This window comes from Algoriphagus sp. oki45 (assembly GCF_036245605.1).
Lineage (GTDB): Bacteria > Bacteroidota > Bacteroidia > Cytophagales > Cyclobacteriaceae > Algoriphagus.
In genome coordinates this window covers 558,507-583,718 of sequence record NZ_BTPC01000001.1, presented here as the reverse complement: position 1 = coordinate 583,718, position 25,212 = coordinate 558,507, and the positions used below count along the sequence as shown (strand labels likewise).

Genomic DNA, 25,212 nt, shown 5'->3' with positions numbered 1-25,212 from the left:
TTAGAATTTCCTTTTATTTTCCGCTATGAATCCATTCCGAAAAATCCTACTCAGCTGGCTTTTTATTGGCCTTTTCCTTCTTACAAGTCCTGTATCTGCCCAAAACTTCCAATGGGGTCCAGATGGCAATTCCTATTTTCAAATTGAGCAAAACCAACTTGTTAAATATGTTTTGCCTTCTTTGGAGAAGGAAATCCTACTTTCTGAAGCGGACCTGACTCCTTCGGGCGAAAGTCCAATTCGTGTCCGGGATTTTACCTTTTCCCAAGACAATCAAAAACTCCTCATCTACACCAATACTAAACGTGTATGGCGACTAGATACCCAGGGGGAATATTGGGTGATGGATCTGGCTGCCAAAAGTTTGAAAAAGACAGGAAAAGGGCTGTCGGCTTCTTCTCAGCGCTTTGCCAATCTCTCTCCGGATGCCTCCAAAATCGCTTATGTCAGCGAATTCAATCTCTATGTGGAAGATTTGGCTTCCGGTCAAATCACCCAATTGACGAAAGACGGAAACCGAAAGCTGATCAACGGAACTTTCGATTGGGCCTATGAGGAGGAATTTGCGTGTCGGGATGGATTCCAGTGGAGTCCTGACGGAAAAATGATTTCCTTCTGGCAGATTGATGCCAATCAGATTCGGGATTACTACATGATGAATTTCACCGATTCGGTGTATTCCCGGGTGATTCCGGTCGAATACCCGAAAGTTGGGGAATCGCCTTCCCCAGCTCGGATCGGAGTGATTGATTTGGCTTCGCAAAAAACCACTTGGCTGAATATCCCCGGTGATCCTCAGCAGCACTATTTGCCGCGAATGGAGTGGAATAGCCCGGATTTGATCCTAGTTCAACAGCTTAACCGTAAGCAAAACCACAGCAAAATCTACGCAGTTAATGTGCCTGCCAACGAGGCCAAAGTGATCTCTGAGGAAAAAGAAGAAACTTGGATCGATGTGCTTTCCAACTGGGAAAATGTCTATGGATTGACCTACAGGCATGAATTCAAATGGCTAAACGACAAAAAATCTTTCCTGTGGTTTAGCGAAAAAGACGGTTGGAGACATGTCTATTCCATTGGTCTCGACGGGAAAGAAACTCTCCTGACACCGGGTGATTATGACGTAATCAACCTTTTGCACTTGGATGAAAAAAACAAGATGGCCTACTTCCATGCCTCTCCGGAAAATGCCACGCAAAAGTACCTTTATCGGATCAAATTGGATGGAAAAAGCAAAGCAGAACGTGTAACGCCAGCTCTTTTTGAAGGAACTAACACATACACTATTTCCCCTTCAGGACAGTTTGCCATGCATCAGTTCAGCAATTCTTTTACCCGTCCTGCTTCTGAATGGATCAATTTAGCCAAACATAGCCCGATTGACCCGAGCAAAAGCATTGAAGCTAACTTGTCTCAAAATCAGGGATCCAAAACCGTGGAGTTCTTTAAAATCAACACCGCCGACGGGACCGAATTGGACGGATGGATGGTCAAGCCAACCAATTTTGACCCCTCCAAAAAGTATCCGGTGGTCTTTTATGTCTATACCGAACCTTGGGGTGCCACTGTAAAGGATGGCTACGGCGTGGCCAGAAACCGAAATTACGACGGTGATATGGCAGAGGATGGCTATATCTACATTTCGATCGACAACCGAGGCACTCCAGCACCCAAAGGCCGGGCCTGGAGAAAAAGCATTTACCGAAAAATCGGGCGCATAAATATCTCCGACCAAGCAGAAGCTGCAGCACAAATCGTAAAATGGGACTTTGTAGATCCTGAGCGCGTGGCCGTTTGGGGACACAGTGGGGGAGGTTCGGCTACCTTGAACCTGATGTTCCAGTATCCGGAAATCTATAAAACCGGGATCTCTCTAGCAGCTGTAGCCAATCAGTTGACCTATGATAATATCTATCAGGAACGCTACATGGGCCTTCCACAGGAAAATTTGGAGGATTTTGTGGCAGGTTCACCCATCACCCATGCGAAAAATCTGAAAGGAAATCTGCTCTACATCCACGGAACCGGAGATGACAACGTGCACTACGACAATGCCGAAATGCTGATCAACGAGCTGATCAAACATGGTAAGCTCTTCCAGTTTATGCCTTATCCAAACCGTTCCCATGGAATCGGAGAAGGCGAGGGGACAACGGCTCATTTGAGAAAATTATACACAGATTTCTTGAAAAGGTATTGTCCTCCGGGAGGGAAATAAGGTTTCCATTTGGAATTAGTGATTTGAAATTTGATTTAGCTAAAGCACTAATTTTGTTATAACTTGGTTAGTACAAGTAAATTCCAATTCTATGGCTATAGAAAAGACATTAACCTCAGTAGGTAATAGCAAAGCTTTGATCATTCCTTCGGATTTGATCAAAAAATATGGCCTGGAGAGCGTGATTATTGAGGAAACCGCTGAAGGGTTATTGATAAGGTCTGCCAGTAAGGAAAGTGACTTCCAGAAAAAACTTGAGCAGTTGAAGAAATATAAAAATGAGGTTTATAGTCAAATAGAATTAGAAGTAAATGACCCAGAGGTGAAAGAATACTATTCAAATCCTCAAAATAATTTTTCTGAAGCTGATCCAGATGTCAAATGATCCGATCTAAAGAAGTTTGGTTGGTTGATTTTGCACCACAAATTGGACAGGAGATAGCCAAAATCAGACCTGCTGTGGTGGTAAATCATAACTCAATTGGAAGTTTAAAATTGAAAGTGGTAGTTCCTATTACCGATGCCTTGAAAAACCCAAAACAGTGGCTGGTAGGTCTTTCCCCATCTGGGTCAAATGGATTGACCAAAGAAAGCATGGCCGACTGCTTTCAAATAAAATCAATTTCGGAGGAACGCTTTATCAGAAAAATCGGAGAATTATCCTCAGAGGAATTTGACGCCGTTAAGTTGGAATTAATCCTAGTTTTAGACCTCTTTTAAATTAAAACCATAGCAAAAATCTAATTTATGATTCGCTTAATCGCTCCAGTAATCCTTTTTGTTGTACTTGCTATAAATCCAAGCTACTCCCAAAAATCCTTCACCCGTGCTGACACATTACGTGGAAGTATCACTCCTGAACGGGCTTGGTGGGACTTGAATCACTACCATTTGGCAGTAGAAATTTTTCCCGAAACCAAATCCATTAAAGGCTCAAATACAATTCGATACAAGGTATTATCTGATAATCAGGTTTTACAGTTGGATTTGCAGGAACCTTTGAAAATCACTTCCATAATTCAGGAAGGAGAGGAGCTGGATTTCAAAAGGGAAGGTGCTGCTCACTTTGTGACCTTGAAGAAAAAGCAGGTTTCAGGAAACTTTGAGGAGTTGATTGTTTCCTACGAAGGGCAACCCAAAGAAGCCATTCGTCCTCCTTGGGATGGAGGAATTACTTGGACCAAGGACAGCAATGGAAAACCCTTTATCGCATCATCCAACCAGGGAATCGGTTCGAGTATCTGGTGGCCGCTCAAAGACCATCCTGCGGACGAGGTAGACAGTCTAATGATCAGCGTTACAGTTCCGGATGGATTAATGGACGTGTCCAATGGGCGATTGGTGGAAGTCGAAATAGGTGAGGGTAAAAATACTTATCACTGGTCTGTAGCCAATCCTATCAATGATTATGGGGTGAATATCAACATCGGGGATTACGTTCATTTTGGTGAAAAATTCGAGGGAGAAAAAGGCACGCTGGACATGGATTATTTTGTCCTGAGAGAAAATTTAGAGAAAGCCAAAGTCCATTTCAAAGATGCCCGACGTATGATGGAAGCTTTCGAGCATTGGTTTGGGCCTTATCCGTTTTATGAAGACGGCTTCAAACTGGTCGATGCACCTTACCTCGGAATGGAGCATCAAAGCTCGGTGACCTATGGTAATGGCTACCAAATGGGCTATAGGGGAAGGGATTTGAGCGGAACAGGTTGGGGATTGAAGTTTGACTTTATTATCATCCACGAAGCTGGTCACGAATGGTTTGCCAATAACATCACCTACAAGGATGTGGCCGATATGTGGATCCACGAGAGCTTTACCAACTACTCAGAAAGCCTCTTTTTGGATTTTCACTACGGAAAAGAGGCAGGACAGGAATATGTCCGAGGTACACGAATAAATATCGCCAACGATCGACCCATTATTGGGACTTACGGAGTCAATCAGCGGGGTTCGGGAGATATGTATTACAAAGGGGGTAACCTGCTCAATATGCTTCGGGAAATCCTGAACGATGACGAAAAATGGAGGCAGATTCTGAGAGGTTTGAATCAGGAGTATTACCATCAGACCGTGACTACTCAGCAGGTGGAAAGCTATATTTCTCAGGTCTTTGGCATGGATCTCAAACCTGTTTTTGACCAATATTTAAGGGATTTTCGGATTCCGGTTTTGGAGTATTATTACTCAGATGATCAGATACTTAATTACCGATGGATTTCCTGTTTGCCTTCATTCACCATGCCGGTAGATTTGGAAATTGGAGGAGAAAAGGTTCGAATTCAGCCAAAAGCAAGCTGGAGTAAAATTCAGGTAAAAGATGTGGGAGACTTGACTGTAGATTTGGATTATTATATGGGAGTGGCGAAGATGAGGTGATAATCTTCATTATCAAAAAATTATAACCCTAAAATTATTGACCATGGAAAAGGGCATAAGATGGCAACAGAGGTTTAAAAATTTCAATAAAGCACTTAAAAAGCTTTCGGAGGCTATAAACTATATCTCAAATAAAGAAGGGCAAGAAAATATTATCTTAGATGAAATTGTAAAAGAAGGTCTGATTCAACGATTCGAATATACCCATGAGCTTGCTTGGAATGTAATGAAAGACTATGCTGAATTTCAAGGGAATTTCGAGGTTGGGGGAAGTCGTGATTCTACCCGCGAAGCTTTTCAACTTCATTTAATAACTGATGGAAAATTGTGGATGGATATGATCAATAGTAGAAATAAGACTTCACATACTTACAATGAAGATACCGCGGATGAAATTTTTGAAAAAATTCTAAAATTATACTATCCAGCGTTTTTGGAATTTCAATCTATAATGGAGGACAAACGAAGTGGAAATCAAGGAAACCTATTCTAAGCTTGCTAATTCAGGTTTAGACGAAGAAGAAATCACAAGAATGATTGAGATTTTTTCCAAACAGGGAAAAATCAAGAAAGTCATATTGTACGGCTCGAGGGCCATGGGTACTTGGAGACCTAACTCAGATATTGATCTTACTATTCAGGGAGAAAGCCTGACTTTGGATAAACAATTTGAGATAGAAAATGAACTTGACGATTTGATGATGCCATACAAAATAGATATTTCATTACTCCATCATATTAAAAATCAAGATCTCTTAGATCATATTAACGAGGTAGGAATTGTGTTTTTTGAACGGTGAAAAAATGGCTACCCAAATCCGAGTAGCCATTCAAAGCTTTTAATATTTCAACTTTTCATCCTTATCCCAAATCCCCCAATAAGCACCTACATCGCCTTCGGCACCGACTTTCCAAGATTCATCAAATGAGGAAAAGTAAAATACCGGGATGTCATCCAGCTTGGACCAGGTTTGGATATTGATGAAGTATTTCATGAAGTTTTCATCAGAAGGTACAGCCCCGTAAAGTGGAGTGCCTTGGCTTGGCCAACCTGTCTCGGTGATGATCACAGGTTTGCCATTTCCGGCTCTTTTAGCCCGATTGTACATGTCCTTGATGTAAAGCAGGGAATATTCCATAGCACAACCTTCCCAATACGGATAGCAATTAGAAAGGACTACATCACAAGCTTCGGTGATCCTTGGACGGTGCTCAAACTCGTAATAGGCATCCACATAGCCCACCGGAATCTTGGGGATTTCCTTTTTCACCCTTTCGATGAATTCCAACAGTTGATCTTCAGTCAGGTCCTTTCGGTACATGACTTCATTCCCTACCGCTGCAATATCCACATAGCCTTCTTTTGCCAATTTGATCAGGCCTTCTACCTCAGCCTGATTGATTTCGTCATCTTTTCCCAACCAAGCGCCGACCAGCGTCTTCATTCCCATTTCTTTGGCGATGACAGGAATCAATTCATTTCCTTCCGTACAGGAGAAGGAGCGAATCCATTGAGTATAGGGCCGGAGAATTTCCAATCTTCTCCGGATTTGTTGCTCTGTGAGCGTGTCACCGGGTTTTTGTCCTTCTTCATACGGACTGATGCATATTCCATGCATTCCTTCAGCAAGGATTTCCCGGAATGATTCCGCAAGTTCTTGTTTGCTTAAACCCTGCAGATTTTTCCCTGCAAGTGCCAAAATTTTGTCAGCATTAAATGACATAGTAATCAGTATTTTAAGTTTTCGTTTTTATCCCAAATTCCCCAACTCTGACCTACTTCCCCTTCATGATGGACCTTCCAAGGTTCATCAAAAGACGAGAAGGTGAATAAAGCAATTTTTTCCTTTTTAGCCCATTCAATGGATGCGATTAGGTATTTCATGGCGTTTTCCGGAGATGGAGTCGCAGAATGCATACTTTCACCGGAGTCTGGCCAGCCCGTCTCGGTGATAATGACTTCCTTGCCCTGAGCTACACCTTTTGCGGTTTGATACATTTTCTGAAGATAGATCGGTGCTTCTTCGACGTTGCAACCTTCCCAAAATGGATAGCAGTTGGCTAGTACCACATCGCAAGCTTCTACGATTTGAGGTCGTTGAGAAAGCTGGTAGTAGGTATCCACATAGCTTACAGGGACTTTTGGAAGGGATTCCTTGACCCGAAGAAGATAATCCAACACCTCTTTTTCGCTGAGTTCACCACGAAGGAGTACTTCATTTCCTACCACAGCGATATCTACCAGACCTTGCTTGCCCAGATGGATGAGTTGCTCGATTTCTGCCTCATTTTTGGCCTTGTCCGTTCCCAGCCAGGCACCCACCATGGTTTTCAAGCCTTTTTCTTTGGCGATGTTCGGAATCAATTCATTGCCATCGGTACAGGAGAAGGAGCGAACCCACTGCGTATAGGGAGAGATGATATCCATCCGACGTCGAATTTGCTCTGCCGATAGCGCATCTCCAATATTTTGACCCTCGAGATACGGACTAAAACAAAGCCCGTGGAGCCCTTGATCTAAGGTCTGAGCAAAGATGGATTTGATTTCAGCTTTTGATTTTCCTGCAAACCTGCTTTGCAAAGCGGATACTGCCTGCTTATCAGCATCTTCCAAGGTGATGGATTTTCCTTCCTGATAGGACGCATAAACCGGTTTGGGGCTGAGCTTTTCAGCTTTGCGTTTTTGAAGTTCAGCGCGTATTTCATTTGCTCGGGCTTCATCTACATCGTAGTCATGCATGAGATACATGGCTATGATGGTTCCTAACATGGGCAGACCGGAAAAAAACAATCTCAGTCCAGTTACTGCCCCTTCCGGCTGTACGGCAGCATTGCCATCGAATCCGACTACAGTCAAAATCACCCCGCTCAAACCGCCGGCTATTGCAAAACCAAACTTGACCATGTACCAATAAATAGCCCCAAATACCCCTTCCCGGCGCACACCGTAGTTCAATTCGTCCAGATCAATGACATCCGCAGTCATGGACATCATCAGCACAAACAAACTTCCAATTCCGAAGGAATGGAAAGGCAGAGAAAAGATAAACATCCAGGGCTTGCCCGGTACAAACAAAAACCAAAGCGAAGTGTAGCCTATCAAAGCGATCCCCTGAGATACCATGAAGGCGTTCTTTTTCCCGATCTTCTTGGACATCCGGGCTACAATAGGAATTACGATAAAGGTGGTGACCAAAGCACCTACACTGCCAAAGATCGGGGTCCAATATCCAGCTGCCCCTGCATCTCCATTGAACAAATGCCAAACCACAATGAAGAACACGAAGCCCGCTACCGTATTGAATGCATTGAAAATGAAGAAGGTAGAAATACACAGCTTTCGGAACGGAGTCGAGGAGAAAGCCTCTTTAAACCCTCTGACAATCTGGGAAACACTATCTCCGATGGCATTGAAAGTGAGGGGAGAGAAATTCTCGTTTTTGGTAGATTTGCTGGGGATGAAAATGGCCGGCACCATGGCACAAATCGCGAAGATGATACCCACCCAAACGGCCAGTTGACGGGTAGCCGCCTCCGGACTCGGAAACCAGCTGGGTTCATACATGATCACCCAAAACCAAGGGGCTATTACCCAGGCCCACTGTCCAATCCACTGCGCAATTGCCATAATCTGAGTTCGCTCATGAAAATCCTCACTCATCTCATAGCCCATGGCCACATAGGGAACACTGAATATGGTCAGGCCGATATAGAAGGCGAAGGAGCCCAAAAGGAAATAGATGAAATTGTAATTCACGCTATTTTCTCCGTACAGCTGCCACATGACGGAGAAGGTTACTCCCATCACGATGGCACCTAGGAAAACGTATTGCCTTCGTCTTCCCCAGGTGGATCTGGTGTTGTCAGAGATGAAACCCATGATCGGGTCGGTTACGGCATCGAGGACTCTGGGAAGGAAATATACGATTCCCCACATCCAGCCGGGAAAGCCAAGATTTTGCACAAGCACCACCATGAAAATTCCAAGGGACGCAGGAAACATTTGATTGGCTAACATACCCACGCCGAAGGCGATCTTTTGCCCCATCGGCACAGTAGTGGTCTTGGTTGACATAGTTTTGGGTTTTGGTGGTTAATTGGTTTGAAAATAGGTTGATTAATAATTTGCAGGCGGGGCCAAAACAGTTTTTAGCATGCTTTCTTTGTTTCCATCGAAGGTCTTGGTGATTGGATTTCCATCGCGGGTCAGGTCCTTGAAGACTCCTTGATCGACCAAATCCCAAAGAACATATTTTGCCTGACCTGTCTCGGTGAACAGGCCAAAATGGTTTTCAGAGCCAATAGGATTGTTAGCATCTTTCCAAGGTTCATTGAATCCTTCGAAATAAAAACAGGATATGCCTGCCTCATTGGTCCATTCTCGCATTAGCTGGTAGTAGCGGGCTTGCTTGTATTCATCTGTGGCATGAGAGCCCTCCGGTCCGTAGAGACCATCCGAAACCGATGCCCAGCCCGTTTCTCCAATATGGATAGGCTTATTCACCCCAATGCTTTTCATGTAATTTTTTACTGAATCGTACTGAGATTTGGCAAAGTCTACTGCTCTGATCATCGCAGCGTCGACTTTTTCTATTTCCGACCATTTGGATTCCTCTATTGGCACTCTCCAGAAATTGGGGTTGTAGTGAGAATTGTGATACGGATAGGTATGCATTGAAATGTAATCTACTGCTTTGGCCAGTTTAGCGTGGTCTTCCGTATGGTAAAGAGGATCCCCACCACCCCAAGAGGCGAAATCATCCGAACTGGTAATCCAAAGGCCTTTGGGAAGTTTTCCTTCTTTTTTGAGAGATTGAAGGTGGTTTACCCATTTAAGAATTACTGCAGGCTGAACAAAATAGCTTGTGGCCCACTTAACCATGGCTTCATTTCCTACTGCTAGCACTTTTACAATGTCCGGATACTGATTGACCAAAGCCACTGCACGGTCTATTTCTCCGGCATTTTGCTCACTCTCTACCTCATGGTTTGGCTCTAAATCTGTCCATGCATTTTGACAATCAATCCATGCTCCCAGCATCACATACATTTCGAAGGATTTATCCTCCGATTTTAACTCGCTGATCGCTTTTAAAAGATTGGAGGCATGCGCAAATTGGACATTGTAGGTTCTGAGAACCTTAATATTCATGGCAGAAAGAATTTTCAAATCCTCTTTTAGCTGGGCAATGCTGGGTTGGATCTCTCTGGATTTGGCACGATAGCCTTCATAGGATATGGCTTGGTATTCGGGATTTCCTAAAATTTCTTTTGCTGTCACTTCTTTACTGTTAGTTGATTGATCTTCTGTTGATTTTTCATTACAGGAAAAAGCTGCCCAAGCGGCTATTCCTATGCTCAATAAGTGTAAATGAGATTTTTTCATGGCTAGTATAGTCTAGAAAGATTGACTATTGATTTGATTATCTGGTTTATAAGTCAATCCAAATCCAAGGGGAAAGAGGGGGGATATGGATTCATCCCAATGATTCGGACCAAATTTTCCTTGGTAGTCTTCCGCTGATTTTGGCCAGGAATGAGGCAGTTTTCCCTTGAAATCAAAGAATCCAAAGAGCACCTCGGCAATTCCGTCACCTTCGGACCCGGGTAGCCAGGCTGCCACAAAGGCGTCACTTTGCTCTAATTGTGGGGTAACGACCAAAGGCCTACCGGATATAAGGACCACTACGGTTTTGATTCCTTTTTTAGTATAGGTCTCAATCAATTGCTGATGGGCTTCGGTGAGCGTGAGCTGAAAGAGGTTCATTTCTCCTCCGATATCCCCGAAAAACTCTGCATAGGGCTTTTCCCCGACCACGATGACCGCCACATCCACATCCTCCGCTTCTGCTGTTCCGTCCGGATCGTATTTTACCTCATGCAGTGCAAACTTTTTGATGCCTTGCAAAATGGTGGTTGCGCCTTGGTAATTTTCGGTAGTACCCTGCCAGTTGACTGTCCAGCCACCGGATTGCAGACCCGAATTATCCGCAAACTCACCAACGACGACTATTTTGGAGGTTCGCTTGAGGGGGAGTGCTTGATTTTCATTTTTCAAAAGAACCAGAGATTCTCGGACAGCTTGCCTTGCTACTGACCGATGTTCAGAAATCCCGATTGCATTGATTAGGCTTTTGTCAGGAAAGGGATTTTCGAAGAGACCAAAGCGGAATTTCTGTTTCAAAATCCTTCTGACCGCGTCATTGATTCGCTCCTCGGCAATGCTTCCGTCCAAAACTCCATTTTTTACTCCCTCCTGAAACCCATCCAAATCACCATCCACGGCCATGACCATGTCGATGCCGGCATTGATGATATCATTTTGACCAAAGCGGGAATACGCCTTCCAGTCTGAGACGACAATACCTTCAAATCCGAGTTGGACTTTGAGCAAATCAGTAATCAAAGCCTTGTGCGCATGCATGGGGAGCCCATCTAGAGTATTGAAGGAAGCCATTATCGAAGCAACTCCGGCATCCACGGCAGCTTGATAGGGTGGGAGTAAACGGTCCACCACTTCTTCCCGACTTAAGGAAGTATTTCCTCCTTCCACACCGAAGTCAGTAGCTCCATCGCCAATGAAGTGCTTGGCCGTGGCCATGACACCCATATTTCCGATTTTCTCCTGATGGCCGATCACAGAGGCCTGAGTTAGTTCGGTGGTGAGTTCGGTGCTTTCAGAAAAAGCTTCGTAAACCCGTCCCCATTTTTCATTCATCGGAATAGCAACACAGGGTGAAAAAACCCAATTGAAACCAGTGGCCTTGGATTCAATGGCTGTGATGGCAGCGGCTTTTGTCACCAAATCGGTACTCCTTGCAGCTCCCAAACCGATATTGTGAGGGAAAATAGTCGCCCCTTCAAAGGTATTCTGTCCATGCACAGCATCTATTCCGAAAATGAGCGGAATCCCAAGTCGGGTAGAAAGCGCTTGCTTTTGCAGTTCGGTGAATTTTGATTGCCATTCTTCAGCCGTATTTCCGGGCACAGGACCTTGGGTATGGATCACCGAACCAATGAATTTGGTTTGGATATCCTCGGGGCTGATATCATCAAAATGCCGGACCTGAGACATCTGACCGATTTTCTCCTCCAAGGTCATCTGACTGATCAGCTTCTCGATTTTCTCCTCTACTTCAGGATCCAGATTGAATTTTTTTGCCATAATCCGATTTTTATGGGTCGGTTACTTAATTGAGTCGTGATTGAGGAATACGTTCACTCTTTGAATCTCCCCGGTTCGGGTAAAAATTTTCCCACTCGTCGCCTTATCCAGGGTTAGTGTGTTTTCAAAAGCGGTTTTTGCTCCATTCGCTGAAATGACTTCGATTCCTTTTTTCCCGGCTAATTCATAGACTACCGGAACTTGGCAGAAGGTAAAGCAAAGGGAATTTTCTGAGACCGGAAATTCAGCCATTTGCCCATGTAAATCCACGTATTTGAAAACTTGACCCTCGGTTAAAAATTCAGATCTCTTCAACATAAAAGGCTGAAATACAAGCTTTCCATCCTGAATATGTACTCCCAGTTCCCCAAATCTTGAAATGATATCTTCCTTGACTTGTCCTGTCATTCCAGGCTGCTGAGCACCTTTTCCCGCCGGTGTGTGTGAATAGGGATCTGTAGAGAAAGCACCATAAACGCTTGGAGATTTGTGCACCCCGATGCCTTCATTGATTTCATAATAATGATCAATGAGTCCGTTTAGAATCTCTTGGGAGGCGTTTTCGGCATAGGCTTTTTCACAACATTCCCACACAGCCAACTGAAGCTTGGAGACCATATGCCAATAAATTGACCCCAGTCCTTCATAGCCGTAGAAAGTACCCGAACGGCCGGTAAAGGCTTTGTGATTAAACACTTTTTCAAAAATCTGAAGGGATTCCTTTTTAGCTGAATCGGTAATTGAAAACTCACGAGAATCCAGATTTTCTAAGGCCCTGGTCAGGTCTGAGGCATTTTTGAAATTGCCGTTGAAATGGAAATTTCCATCCACATCCTGTTCAATGATGCTTTTGTTTCCTTTTTCTAGCAAGCTTTTCAAAAGGGTTGATTGTTGAACATCTTCTTTTGGAATGGTATTTCTCTCCAAAAATCCCGGCAATTCCTTATTCGGGTAAAGCAGGTAGCTGTTTTGATCCTCCCGATAAAGTTTGCTGCTCCGAAGTGCATCCAAAGTCCGTAACACCTGCTCCGAACTCAGGTATCCCGAGCTCAGCGCGGCAACTTGCCCTTCAATCATTTCGGGTAGATAGGAGATGGAAACTTCCTCCTCATTCTCCACCGTCATCAAGTTATAGGCATGATAAAGCTCATCTGCACGCTTATTGGCTTCGATGGTATGCTCGAGATAGCTATTGGCCAAAATTGAAAAGTCAATCAAGACCTGAGTGGAAAGCTTCTTTTTCTCGCTGCTGAAGGAGTTTTGGTAGATTTTTGCACGGTATCGGCTAGCAGCCATTCCCAATTTGTCCAAGACTCTTTTTCGGTCTTTATCGGTAAATTTTCCTGCAAGCAAATGGCTGTGGGATTGAAGCGCTTGGACTGTTTCCTGGAAAAAATCCATCAATTCGGCTGAGACTTGAGTCTCCTTGGCAGGACTGTCTTTAAGTATTTCGCTGAAAAAGCTCAAAAACCTCCTCAAATAATACAAAGTCACCATGGAGACGCCATTTCCTACCAAGGCATTGTTGGCATCGTTCCATTCAGGCCGTTGCGTGTTCATCCAGATACCACCTTCAGGAATGAAGTTGGAGATTTTGGCCAGTACAGAGGCCAGGATTTTTTCCAAAAAGTTGACCTGATGAATGGCTCCGGTTTGGTTTTGGATCAAGGCAGCATCCGAACCTAAGGTGGACCAACGCTTCTGAATCTTTTGATCCAAGTGATGGTCAAAGTCAATGGTGTCCTTGGGATTTTTCAGAATGTCCTCATAGGGTTTGATTTTGTAAGGGACATTCGCATAGACAAAAATGTCCTCGCTGAAGTACTGGGCCAATCTACCGGGGGCGTAATTCTCCGCAAATTCGAGGAATTTCAACAGGTAGATGATCTGATGATCTCCCCAATAGCCGATGTAAGACCATGGGTCATCTGCCTCGATTCGTTCCCAATCTATCCCGTTTTTGGTAATCCGGTAGGGATTATAACCATCAAATGTTGAGGCATTTAGGAACTTTAATATCATCCCTTCGATGAACTCGGGATAGGAGAGGGCCAAGGCTTCCCAGTTTTGGAAAATATCCCTCCAGTTTCCGGCGTAGTCCAGAACTTTGGAGCCATCGGCTTCATTTTTGGTATTGATCGAAAAATGATTCCAAGGCCGGCTTGGGTCTCCGTGTCTTCGACTGAATTTCAACGGTAAATACTCTAAGCAGAGTCGTCTGAAATCCGCGTCATGGGATTGCTGAGCGAGGTGCTTTACCGTAGCTATGGGAAATTGTGCTGGCAGGGCATCCAAGCTTCCATGGTGACGGGAAAACACTTCCCGATTGGCATTTTGAATATTCCCTTTTAGGTCTGCTTTTTCAATCAGGTAATTATTGTCAAAAATCCCGCCCCGCATGATGTTAAACATCGAATTGGCAAAGTGTCGAATATCTTTGAGTGGATCAGCTGTAAGCTGAAATGCATCCGAGGCTGCGTTTAACTTTATCAGCTCCTTGGTGCCTAACTCCACATCAGTTTTGACTTTGGAAATCAGGTCTGAGTCAGTTTTGATGGCTTGAGCCAAAGCTCGGATTTGAGAGACATTCTGATTGATATCCGCTACTATGATCCATTCCTTTTCCCCTCCGGGCTGCAGATTCAACGTCGAGGACACAAAATAGGCTCCTTTTTTAGCTTTGATATCCACTTCCTGCTGAAGTGCTCCTCCTTTTCGGAACGCGTCCACCTGGGAGGAGGAGAGGAGACGAGTTGGTTTTTCCAATCCCAAAGACCAAGCAACACTGGCTTTGAGTGCTTCACTTGGTTCGGCTTTATCAACAATAATCGCACTAAGGGCAAATATCCCGATTCCGCTTTCCGGCTCCAGTTCGTTTCGTTTATAGGCATCCACCAGATTGCTTCGCATAGTTTGAAGGGCACTGCCCACGCCATGTGGCATGATATTTTGGATCCCATCCAAAAAGGAGATTTTTACCGGATTTTCAGAGGTATTGATAATTCGACTGGTTTTTACAAACCCAAATTGCTCACTGCTTGACCATTGGTATTGAAAGCTGAGGTTGAGGTCGAGATTCTCTTCTTCAAACAGAATTTTGTTTCCATACACACTCTTGTAAAGATTCCTTTTCAATCGGTATTGATGGGCAAAGTGAATGGAAAAGGGCTCCCAAATCTGAAGTTTACCGTCTTTGTCTACCTGAATGATGGTTTTGGATCCTGTGATTTCAGCTGATTCGATGATTTTGTCATCGGTATAATAGGGGAAAAGGGCGTTTTCAGGATCTTTTCTTCCAGCACTGATTCCCCCATTACTTCCAATAAAAAGCCAATGGTTGGAAGGGCTGATGATACTCATGAAAAAGGGGAGAAGCCGATCACTATGGGTGATTTTGAGAAACTTTTCAGAATTGATCGTGACTGTCTCAAGTACATCCTGCTGAAAAGGATCAGAAACACTGTTGCTTTGTTGCATAAATTGGGTGTCAATTGAATTTATGAGAAGCGAACCGGACTTTGCAATCCGGTTCGCCAATGAAATCGAATAATTAGCTTATTACCTTTTTTCTATCCGCACATTATCGATCAAAACTGCACCCGCGCCACCTCCGCCAGTAGCAAAATTGAAGTCAAGGATAAACAAAGTACCCGCCGGGTCAATAGCATCAATATCTTGGACAATTGTAGTAAATGTGGTGTTATTAATCGAATTCTGTGTATCAAATGTATTGGTGGTAATTACACCTCCTCCGGGATTTGGTACTTGAGTTTGCATGTGCAAGGCCGAACCTGTCACAGGAGTCACCACTTTGGCATCATAGCTTACGCGGATATTGGCATTGCCTTCATAGTCAACCGTTGGATTGGTGTACCTGAAAATGTATGCTCCTCCAGCAGGATCGTTCAAAGTGAGTAAAATGGCACCCGAACCTCCGACTCCGCCATCAGCACTGTAGGTCACGGTGGCGTTTGGATTGTTATCTGCATTGGCCAAGCGGGCCCATTTTTCAAGCGCATTTTCAGAATTGAACTCATCAATGAAAAACGCATCACTCGTTCCGCCCGGTCCACCAGCTCCTTCCCATCGGATATCATCGAAATAGTAGGTTTCGGTGGCACTGGTCAAGGTTCCATCTGTACCCTCAGGATTGTCCGGCTTGATGACCAATTGATTCAAGCCCGTATTTGAGCCCGGAATGTCGGTAAAGACCACTTCTAGTTCCACCCAAGTATTTGCCGGTCCTACAGTTCGGAACTGTGGAGGAGGATTGCCAGAACCTGGCGGCTGAGGCTCACTATTCAACTCAAATCTGATCACCGCATCAGGCTTGGAGGAATAGACCTTGAGTTTCAAAGTTTGGCTGGTATTGAAGTTTTCAGCAAAAGCATTTTGGAATCCAGCCCAACGGTTCGTTCCGGCTGCCTTTACAACCTTTAGTGAATTGTCTGAATTGTTGGTGCCGGATTTGGATGGGTTAGGAGCCAGTTCTGTCGTCAAGCTACCCTCGCCAAAGAAGGTACTGATGAAGGATTCGCAGGTTTCAAAAGTAACTGGGAAGCCAACTGCAGCTACTGCCGGTCCATCGCAACCCGATCCACCTCCAGAACCACCACCATCAGACTGGGCAATATCATCGATAAAGAAATCCCCTGCAGCGGTTCCAGGTCCGTCCACAAAGAGTGTAAGTTGGGAATAAGTGCCCGTAGCATTGCCAAAATCAAAAGTAAGTTCTTGCCAGCCAGTCTCTGTGGCCTCTACAGAAATTTCTATAGGGTCAGCAGTTCCGCTTTCAAACTTCATCAATACCGGAACCCCAGCAGTAGCCGTGTTGAACCGCATAGTGATTATTTTTCCATTACTGAAATTAACCGGTGTAGAGAGCGAAAAGAACATGCCTTCAAATTCTGCCCCAGAGTTGGTGATTTTTCCCACTTTGTTGTTGGCATTCGTAGGGTCATTGACCACTGCAAAGGCTGCACCGTTGAAAGCGGTAGTTTGAACTTCTACATTTTCAAAATCGATTGGTAGCGCGGTGATGCTCTGAGAAAGGAGCTCCAAGGAGACGTTGTCCAAAACAACCACACCCACATCGGCACCCATATCAAAAATCACCCGGCTATTGTCACTGTCAAAATTGGCAGTAAACTCGGCGCTGAATCGCTGGATTTCATTCGTTAGCTCAAATTCCTGAGTGACATTGGTAAATGGGGCTTCATTCAAGCCAATTCCTGCCAGCAATGTTCTTCCATCTGCTTGGTCTGTAACCGCATTGAAAGAAAGTCTGTATTTGTTTCCAGCTCTGATTGGCAATACTTGACTGATATTGACATCAAATGGGTTGCCTGCTGTTGTTACATTGGTAAATGAGAAGGAATTTCCTCCTTCTTCTCTGACTTCAAGACCATTGCCTATCCAACCGGTTGTGCCGTTTTCGAAGTCACCGTTGACCAGCACGCCTTGATCATAGTTGACTTTTACTGTACGGGTCACTTCTTCGGCCACATTTCCTGCCGCATCGGTCACATTATAGGCTAGCACATATTCACCCGGCTGGAAGCGGTTTACCTCACCGGTCACGACAATATTTGCCGAAACATCCCCGTCCACTTCATCATTTGCGGTAGCTCCCGGATCGGTAAATTCATCTCCAATTTCAAGTTCGATGGATGATTCTCCTAAGAGAGTAATCACCGGAGGGTCCTCGTCAGTGATGATAGTTTTTAGCTCAATAGTTATGGTTTGTTTGTCTTCATCAGAACCTCCTGCATTGGTGGCGACCAGACTGACATCATAGGTTCCGCTCTCCATGTAGATTTTCCGAGGATTACTTAAAGTGGAAAACGTGCCATCACCAAAATCCCACTGAAAAGTTTCCGCATCCTCAGAGGTATTGTTGAAAGTAACAATCCCACCAGTTTCTGAATCAATGGCATAAGTAAAGCCTGCAGTAGGTGGCGGGATGACTAATTCATCTTCCGTACAGCCTAAAGTGAAGATCAATGATCCGAGTACCAAAAAACTTAGTAAAAGATCGATTCTATATTTCCTAGTCATTTTCATTTAGGTTTAATGTGATTAATTACTGATATACTCGGACATAGTCAATGAGCATGGTCTGTGGAAAACGAGTATTTGGAGAAGGAGAACCCACAAAATTTCCGCCTACTGCCACATTCAATAGAAGGAAAAAATGCCTATCAAAAACCCACTCTGAACCAGCAGGAATATCTGCAGGAGTCAATCTTTTATAAAGTCTATCATCTACAAAGAAGTCGATGAAATCAGAACCCCATTCGATCGCAAAGACATGAAATTCAGTGTCAAATCTTCCATCAAAGAGCTGGAAGGCTGTGGTAATTGCATTTCCTGCCGAATAACCTGGACCATGAACGGAACCCAAAACTGTACTGGGTTGCTGTCCTCTGAGCTCCATGATGTCAATCTCGCCTGTTTGAGGCCACCCGACGCCATCAATATTTGATCCCAGCATCCAGAATGCCGGCCAAAGTCCCTGCCCGAATGGAGTCTTAATTCGGGCTTCAATTCTGCCAAAACGAAATTCTCTCAAACCTTTGGTCGTAATCCGGGCAGAAGTATAATTTCTGCCTGCAAAGGGTTCATTGATCGCTTTGATAACCAAGTTCCCACGACCGTCAATATGTATATTTTCTGTCCGGTCGGTGTAATATTGGAGTTCGTTGTTTCCCCAGCCATCCGTTCCTGTTCCAATATCAAAAGTCCAGTTTTCAGGATTAGGCGGATCTCCCGTAGTCCCGTCAAACTCATCCGACCAGACCAAAGTGTAGCCTCTGTCTGGCAATTCATTGGTTTCCGTACAGGCACTTAACATGATCATCCCCACAGAAAGGAAGAGAATTGCCTTTACTAGTTTATGTGTTTTACTCATGATCTTTCTTGGTTTATTTTAGCTATAGAACTGATTATCTATAGAAATAAATATTGTCTATAAAAATGTTGGAAATGGTCCCGTCTGATACGAAAAAGATCAGGTCCACATCGTTGGGAGTTCCCAAACCGGTAAAATCACTTAGAGGGATATCGTAACTCACCCACTCCTCAGACAAAAGCGGTTTGTAGTTCGCCAAATTCACTGCTCCTGAAGTTTCACCCGGACCATTGTTATTGATGATCTGAACACGAATAAAATCTCCCGGATCTACATTTTCCCTCACATTGATATCCAGATGCAAATGAGTCATCGCTGAGGCATTCACATCCGGAGAATTAAACATGTTCACACTTACAAAATTGAGATTGGTGTAGCTCAGAATATTTTCTCCTGCTATCGAGGTAAGCCCTCCTTGGGTAGTCGCAAACTGAAAGAAGCCATTGTAATTGTCTACCTGCACATTGGTATAGGCATCGCTGAATATGGAAACTACATTTCCTGAATTCCTTGCCGGTGGGATAGGAGCTCCCAAAAATGGTCCATCGGAAATAACAGTTAGTGAACCGAGGGCGTTTATTGGAGTGTCTGATGATCCAAGAGTAGCTGTGATTGTAGAACTTCCAGAACTAAGAACAGCAACCTCTCCAAAGGCATTGACTGTGGCAACACTGGAATTGGAAGATCTAAAATTGAAATAGGAGGGGGCAGCTACCACCGATAGGTCTGTCCCATCATTATTCATGATTAAGCTGGTTCCAGTCACTGGAAAAGTAACCCCATTGAAGGAGTTGACGGTTTGATTTTCTCCATTCAAAATTCTGGGTAGGGGCTGAGCTAAGGAGGGTAGGTTTTCAAATCGTAATTCATCAATCCAAAATGAAAAACCTACTTCTTCACCTTCTGGACCGATTCCTCCAGCAGCAAACTGAAAAACCCCTCTTTCCTCCAAAAGCTTGGATGGATCTGGAATAGGAATGACAAACTTCTGCCAATTGGTAGAAAATTGGACATTTGTCCTGAAAGCCCTGTAGGTATCACCTATAAAGTCTTGACCAAAACCTATTTCAGAAATAGTGGCCGCCTGACTAGCTCTCGCCCAAAAAGTCAAAGCATTGAAATCCTGCAAATCCCTGCCTGCACCATCGATTCGGAATATTGCCCCTGCGAAGTTTCCAGCAGGATCATTGGCATCAGGGACATCGATTCGTATGGAGGAGGTACCTTTATATCTTTCGTTGTCATCTACCGAAAATACATTTGGCTTTGCCCCTTGGTAAGGAAAGTAGAAATCGGTACCCAATCCCACAAAATTATCTGTGAAAATATCGGCTGTTCTGCTGTATCTCGCCCTTGGGAGATCTTCAAACTCTTCTCTTACACATCCTATTGTGCTAAAAATCAACAGGATACTAAAAAGGTATATATTTATATTTTTCATGTCCATTCTGTTCAAACTGTTAATGATTATCATCTACCGATATGGATATGGATATAGGTTCTTAATTCCCACTCGTTTCCGTTAGGAAAACCGATGGCTTTGGGATCTGGCACCACATTTCCGCTCACATCTACAGTCTGAGCAGGATTATATCGGGGCGAATACTGATCAAGAGATCTCCAGGTAAAGCGCACACCCATGGTGGTATTTGGCAGCATATACCACTCTTGCTTTCCTACTGAGGTAGAGATATCCGCCATGACCTGCAGTGGGAAGGTCAAGTTGAAATCCCTGTGAAAGTCGAAGGGTCCCCAATCATTGAACTTCACAAAAGAAGCCACCTTCAGGTCTTTGTAAATCATTCTTACATCACCGCCAAATCTTTCCACAGTTCTGGGATCAGGTCCATTTGCCTGTCCGTTTCCACCATAGATATTGGCGATAATTCCAAATCTTGAATTAATTTTGGAGACGATTCGGGTATTAACCTCCCACAGATCCAATGCAGGCGGAGCACCATCTGCCGCTACAGGGACCCGGCCTGTACCCGGGAAAATAATGGCAGCATCCATGGTGGTAGGCAAGTGACGGTAGACAAAACCCAAACTCGCTGCAAAAGGCGCGTCTTCCTGCATGTCATTGTCCCATTCATACATCCAAGTACCCGGTGTAGGATCAAAAGTCAACAGCAACTCTCCGCCGATAGTCTCTCGATTGGATCGTACTACAAACGGATCTTCTAATATGTTTCTAGGTCTAGCTGGTCCACCTATTGTTGTTGGAATTGGGTCAACCAAAGGCTTTTGCCACATGAAGTTTGGGGCAATTTGAAGATTTCCAGCTGTATAAGTCGCTCCGGTAAAGATGCTGTTCTTGTTCCCGCTTCCGCTATCCTTCAGTGTCCAACCAGTGAAAGTCCTTGTATAATCTCCTCCGCCATTGGCTACCAAACCTTGGGAAGAAGCTTGTGCGTACCAATTGATCCTTCCACTGGAATAGGAAAGCTTCACTTTTCCACCCCACAAATCCGTACTTCGGATCCTGTCGGTAAACGTTTCAAAATTTCCTTCTTCACCTCTGACAATCTGGAATTCCCGTCCTACCAACGGCTGACCGGCCCAGATTCCTCCCAATTCAACTTTCAGATGATCTGAAAACTTGGTTTCTGTCTGAAAGGTAAATCTTCTGGTTCTTGGTTGAGGAATAGCAATGGAGCTGACTGCCACCGCAGGATCGTCCAAGTCTTCATGGAAAATCCCCGTTACTGCAGTTTTGCCTAGCTCTTTGCGATACTTCACCAATAGGGCAGGGTTAGCTCCCCACCAAAGCTCTCTACCGAAAGCAAGTTTCAATCCTTTCAATTGCTTTTTACCGGTAATTTCCATCCCGGAAGGAGCCAAGGCATTGTATATATCAATATTAGGCCCGTAGTTAGCTTCCGGATAAAGGCCAAAAAAGTCTCCTTCATATCCCCAATGGTAATGTCCTGTACGGTAAAAGCCATTGAGATCAAACAACTTGTGCTTCCAGGTATATTCTGCCTGATAGACGGCCACTCTGCCCAGTGCTTCTACCACCTGGGTTCCTGCTTGGGTTTGAATGTTCACCGGACGACCTCTGTTTTCGTAAAAAATCTCATCAATGGGATTCAGGGCTACATTACCTAAAACGTTAAAAACCACATTTGCGCGTACATTGGAAGATGGATTGGCTTCCACACCCACAAAAAAGGATTGCATATGATCAAAGCCCTGCTGATTGGGGAAAGTCACTTGGTCCGGATCTGGATCTTCAGGAGTCGTGGTCAAATACCCTCCTGTATTGAAAGTGGTAAATTGCGCTCTTAATTCACTTACAGAAAGCAATCCGGCTTGCTCACCCATCAAAGCGGCTTTATCTCCTCTTGCCTTCAGCACAGATTCAACCATATCAATGGAGGCAAAATGATTTTGAATGGATTCAAGCGTAACCCCAGACTCGTAAGGATTGACTTGATGAGCTTCCTGAAGTGCGTAATAGGCAGCTCTCGGATAGAGAGTGTAAAGACCTCTTGGGGTAGTTTGACCTTTTGCGGCGATGCCAAACCACTCTTCATTCATGTTGTTTTCCCCTTCTACAAAATCATGGAAATAACCTCCGTTTGCCCAGGAAGCCTCCGAATTATGAAGGTCTAAGTCTACAGTTTGACCCGTTTTCCACCATCCATCACTAAATTGAAAAGTATATCCTCCCAATGAATTTCCAGCCTTGCCCAAGCCTGCTGCATTTTCATAAATCTCGCGCCAGTTATTTACCATAAAGTAGGCCTGAGATTCCTGATCTTCCGCATTTTCTACTGCATTGAAAGCATCTGCACCAAACTCGGTAAACAAAATGGGTTTATTGAGTTCGTCTCTCACACGCTCGAAGGCATCACCGAATGATACTCCTCGGTACATGTTGGTTCCAAAAATGTCTATGTCCGGACACTCTTCTTTGATAATCTCCAAAAACAACAAGTCACCGTTACAAATCGCAATAGGAACACTAGTGTCGATGCCTTTCATAGCCAAAGTGGCCTCATTGAACAGTTTATACATCGCAATCGCACGAGTGGTGGATTCCCGGTCTTCTATCGGGATGTCTTCTGTCTCAGCACCTGACCAGAACAATCCATAGTTGTTTTCATTTCCCAAAAGATAGAGTAGGAGACCAGGTGTACCCTGATATTCCTTCACCATTTGAACCACTTCATTTAAAAGTAGCTTTCGTACCCTAGGATCAGCATATTCCGTATTGGCCATCCACCCTCCATCGATTGTGAGACCATATCTACCGAAAGAATGATTTAGCATGGTGTAGATCCCGTACTTTTCATAGATGTACTTGATCCATTTGGCAGGTATTCCGGTGTAAATACGGACCGAATTGACTCCCATATTCTTAAGGAGAGGCATTTCGGAATCGAGCGCAGCCATGATGATATCATCTGGCTGTTTCCATAAGCTGTAGTTGAAATTGGTCCCAATCGGAAAATAATCCCAATTCATCCCGTTGACCATGAAATCTTTTCCATTTACCTGGAGCTTCATTCCACTGTCATTCTGAACTACACTTACCCGATTGCTTTGAGCTTCAACAAAAACGGTAGCTAGCAATAAAGCCAAAGCTGTTAAATAGAAGTGTTTCATTGCACTTGGATTTGAAAAACAGAAATTGCAAAAACTTTGAATAGACTAAGCTATCAAAAGACACTTCTAGTTATCATAAAATCAGGGGTAATCCAAAAAAATTCACTACATCATTTCTTTCATTTCACCTCATCAAAACCTCAAATTTGGCACGTTCAATCGATTTCTTTATTTCTTTACCTTCCGTAAACTGTCTTTTGAAGCTATACAGGCAGAATTTGAGGTGGAATAAGTAGATAAGCTGCATTTCCTAAAATTAAGCGATAAATTTAAAGTGTTTTTTGTTCTATAATTTATATTATGTTAAATATAAATTTTGAATCCAAAGAATCAATCATTTCTTATCTTGGCCCAATCATCCACCATCAGTGAAGATTCATCTCCCCCATGAATAATTGGTTTTCAAGAATCGGTCTATTCCTTGGACCTATAGCTTTCCTGACCATCTTGTTTTTTGTACAAGCACCAGGTTTAAATCCTGAGGCTAAAGCCATGCTCGCACTAACGGCTTGGATGGCGATTTGGTGGATTTCAGAAGCTTTGCCGATTGCAGGTACCGCACTATTACCGTTGATTTTTATGCCGACTCTGGGTTTACTGAAAATCGGAGATGTTTCTGCCAATTACATGCATCCAACGGTCCTATTGTATATGGGAGGCTTTCTTTTGGCTACAGGGATCGAAAAATGGAATCTTCACCGAAGAATTGCACTTAACATAATAAATTTATTAGGCACTAACCTTCGCACCACTGTTTTAGGATTCATATTAGCTACAGGATTCCTGTCCATGTGGATTTCCAATTCCGCGACATCCTTGATGATGCTCCCAATCGGATTGGCAGTGGTCTCCCAATTCAAAGCTCAATTGGGTGAAAATAATGGTCTAATTGCTGATAAACTGGGAAAAAACATCATGCTTGGCATCGCATATTCTGCCTCTATCGGTGGCATGGCGACTTTGATCGGAACTCCCACCAATGCCATCCTGCATGCAGTCGTAAAAGAACTTTACAATTATGAGATCCCATTTAATGAGTGGATGCTATTTGGGTTTCCCTTTGCCTTGGCCCTTCTTTTTATTTGTTGGTATTACTTGGTAAGCTTTGGAAATCACCTTCCAAAAACATTTGAACTGAGCGGTGGTAAATCTGTCATTTCCAACCAGTTAAAATCTTTAGGCAAAATCAGTTTCGAAGAGAAAACGGTACTGATTGTCTTTGGGTTAGTGTGTTTTGCCTGGATCACGAGGAGCTTTTTGTTGGCTCCGATTATTCCGGGATTAGACGATACTATCATTGTCCTCACAGGTGTCGTTTTACTCCTCCTACTCCCCTCTTCCACTCCGGGGAAACGAATTTTGGACTGGAAAACAGCCGAGCGGATTCCTTGGGGAGTTTTGATTCTTTTTGGAGGAGGTTTGGCTTTAGCTGAGGGTTTTCAAAGTACCGGACTAGCGGAGTGGATCGGACAGAAATTCACGCTTTTAGAAGGAGTAAGCTATTTTCTTCTCCTGCTCGTCATCATTGCTTCTGTCAATTTTCTGACTGAAGTGACTTCCAACGTGGCCACGGCCTCCATGCTTCTGCCAATCTTGGCTTCAGTGGCGGTCAAGCTCGATTTACACCCCTTTGGATTGATGGTAGGCGCTACTTTGGCGGCAAGCTGTGCATTCATGCTTCCGGTAGCCACACCTCCAAACGCCGTGGTTTTTGGTTCGGGCTATCTGCAGATGAAAGACATGGTCAAAGCTGGTTTTTGGCTGAATATCCTATCCATATTGATCATTACCGCCATGGTCTACTTTATTCTTCCTTGGCTTTGGGGCATTGACCTAATGGAATATCCTTTTTAATAGCAAGGTCTTTTTGGACTAGGTGTTTTTTCAAGGATTTCGTGCTCCTTTTTTCCCGCCTTGGGTATCTCCAAC

At 44.1% G+C, this 25,212-nt stretch carries 16 protein-coding genes; 7 read left to right on the top strand and 9 right to left on the bottom strand.

Going from position 1 to position 25,212, the window contains the following annotated elements:
• The first annotated feature begins 25 nt into the window (after nt 1–25).
• The 6 genes from AAA942_RS02535 (at nt 26) to AAA942_RS02510 (ending at nt 5,397) form a co-directional block, all read left to right on the top strand.
• Nucleotides 26–2,218 carry a S9 family peptidase gene (locus tag AAA942_RS02535; RefSeq protein ID WP_338218658.1) on the top strand — a complete coding sequence of 731 codons (2,193 nt, stop codon included), beginning with the start codon at nt 26–28 and terminating at the stop codon, nt 2,216–2,218.
• A 91-nt stretch (nt 2,219–2,309) separates the two neighbouring features.
• Nucleotides 2,310–2,603, top strand: a complete 294-nt coding sequence (locus AAA942_RS02530; protein WP_338218657.1) for an AbrB/MazE/SpoVT family DNA-binding domain-containing protein — start codon at nt 2,310–2,312, stop codon at nt 2,601–2,603.
• A complete protein-coding gene (locus tag AAA942_RS02525; RefSeq protein WP_338218656.1) occupies nt 2,600–2,938 on the top strand; it encodes a type II toxin-antitoxin system PemK/MazF family toxin in 339 nt (112 codons plus the stop codon). Before AAA942_RS02530 ends, AAA942_RS02525 begins: the two co-directional genes overlap by 4 nt.
• A 27-nt stretch (nt 2,939–2,965) precedes the next feature.
• Nucleotides 2,966–4,597 carry a M1 family metallopeptidase gene (locus tag AAA942_RS02520; protein WP_338218655.1) on the top strand — a complete coding sequence of 544 codons (1,632 nt, stop codon included), beginning with the start codon at nt 2,966–2,968 and terminating at the stop codon, nt 4,595–4,597.
• 43 nt (nt 4,598–4,640) lie between these two features.
• Nucleotides 4,641–5,090, top strand: a complete 450-nt coding sequence (locus AAA942_RS02515) for a nucleotidyltransferase substrate binding protein (protein WP_338218654.1) — start codon at nt 4,641–4,643, stop codon at nt 5,088–5,090.
• Nucleotides 5,065–5,397: a nucleotidyltransferase domain-containing protein gene (locus AAA942_RS02510; RefSeq protein ID WP_338218653.1), complete on the top strand. Its 333-nt coding sequence runs from the start codon at nt 5,065–5,067 to the stop codon at nt 5,395–5,397. The genes AAA942_RS02515 and AAA942_RS02510 overlap by 26 nt, the downstream gene beginning before the upstream one ends.
• A gap of 39 nt (nt 5,398–5,436) precedes the next feature.
• Here AAA942_RS02510 and AAA942_RS02505 read toward each other — a convergent pair whose 3' ends face one another.
• The 9 genes from AAA942_RS02505 to AAA942_RS02465 form a co-directional block, all read right to left on the bottom strand.
• Nucleotides 5,437–6,321: a glycoside hydrolase family 17 protein gene (locus AAA942_RS02505; protein WP_338218652.1), complete on the bottom strand. Its 885-nt coding sequence runs from the start codon at nt 6,319–6,321 to the stop codon at nt 5,437–5,439.
• Nucleotides 6,322–6,326: 5 nt separating this feature from the next.
• Entirely contained in the window at nt 6,327–8,672 is a 2,346-nt protein-coding gene (locus AAA942_RS02500) for an MFS transporter (protein ID WP_338218651.1), read from the bottom strand.
• A gap of 42 nt (nt 8,673–8,714) precedes the next feature.
• On the bottom strand, nt 8,715–9,983 hold the full coding sequence (locus AAA942_RS02495; RefSeq protein ID WP_338218650.1) for a glycosyl hydrolase family 17: 1,269 nt from the start codon (nt 9,981–9,983) through the stop codon (nt 8,715–8,717).
• A gap of 12 nt (nt 9,984–9,995) precedes the next feature.
• Nucleotides 9,996–11,762 (bottom strand): glycoside hydrolase family 3 protein, encoded by a 1,767-nt coding sequence (locus tag AAA942_RS02490; RefSeq protein WP_338218649.1) that lies wholly within the window; start codon nt 11,760–11,762, stop codon nt 9,996–9,998.
• A 21-nt stretch (nt 11,763–11,783) separates the two neighbouring features.
• Complete coding sequence (locus tag AAA942_RS02485) at nt 11,784–15,239, bottom strand: hypothetical protein (RefSeq protein WP_338218648.1); 3,456 nt, start codon at nt 15,237–15,239, stop codon at nt 11,784–11,786.
• Nucleotides 15,240–15,320: 81 nt separating this feature from the next.
• The gene (locus AAA942_RS02480) at nt 15,321–17,819 is read right to left on the bottom strand and encodes an immunoglobulin-like domain-containing protein (RefSeq protein WP_338218647.1); all 2,499 of its coding nucleotides are present in this window, start codon (nt 17,817–17,819) and stop codon (nt 15,321–15,323) included.
• 25 nt (nt 17,820–17,844) lie between these two features.
• Entirely contained in the window at nt 17,845–18,672 is an 828-nt protein-coding gene (locus AAA942_RS02475) for a glycoside hydrolase family 16 protein (RefSeq protein ID WP_338218646.1), read from the bottom strand.
• 34 nt (nt 18,673–18,706) lie between these two features.
• Nucleotides 18,707–20,113 (bottom strand): Ig-like domain-containing protein, encoded by a 1,407-nt coding sequence (locus AAA942_RS02470; RefSeq protein WP_338218645.1) that lies wholly within the window; start codon nt 20,111–20,113, stop codon nt 18,707–18,709.
• 29 nt (nt 20,114–20,142) lie between these two features.
• Nucleotides 20,143–23,283 carry a glycoside hydrolase family 2 TIM barrel-domain containing protein gene (locus AAA942_RS02465; protein ID WP_338218644.1) on the bottom strand — a complete coding sequence of 1,047 codons (3,141 nt, stop codon included), beginning with the start codon at nt 23,281–23,283 and terminating at the stop codon, nt 20,143–20,145.
• A 387-nt stretch (nt 23,284–23,670) separates the two neighbouring features.
• Here AAA942_RS02465 and AAA942_RS02460 point away from each other — a divergent pair, with 387 nt between their 5' ends.
• Nucleotides 23,671–25,137 carry an SLC13 family permease gene (locus AAA942_RS02460; RefSeq protein ID WP_338218643.1) on the top strand — a complete coding sequence of 489 codons (1,467 nt, stop codon included), beginning with the start codon at nt 23,671–23,673 and terminating at the stop codon, nt 25,135–25,137.
• Nucleotides 25,138–25,212: the final 75 nt, after the last annotated feature.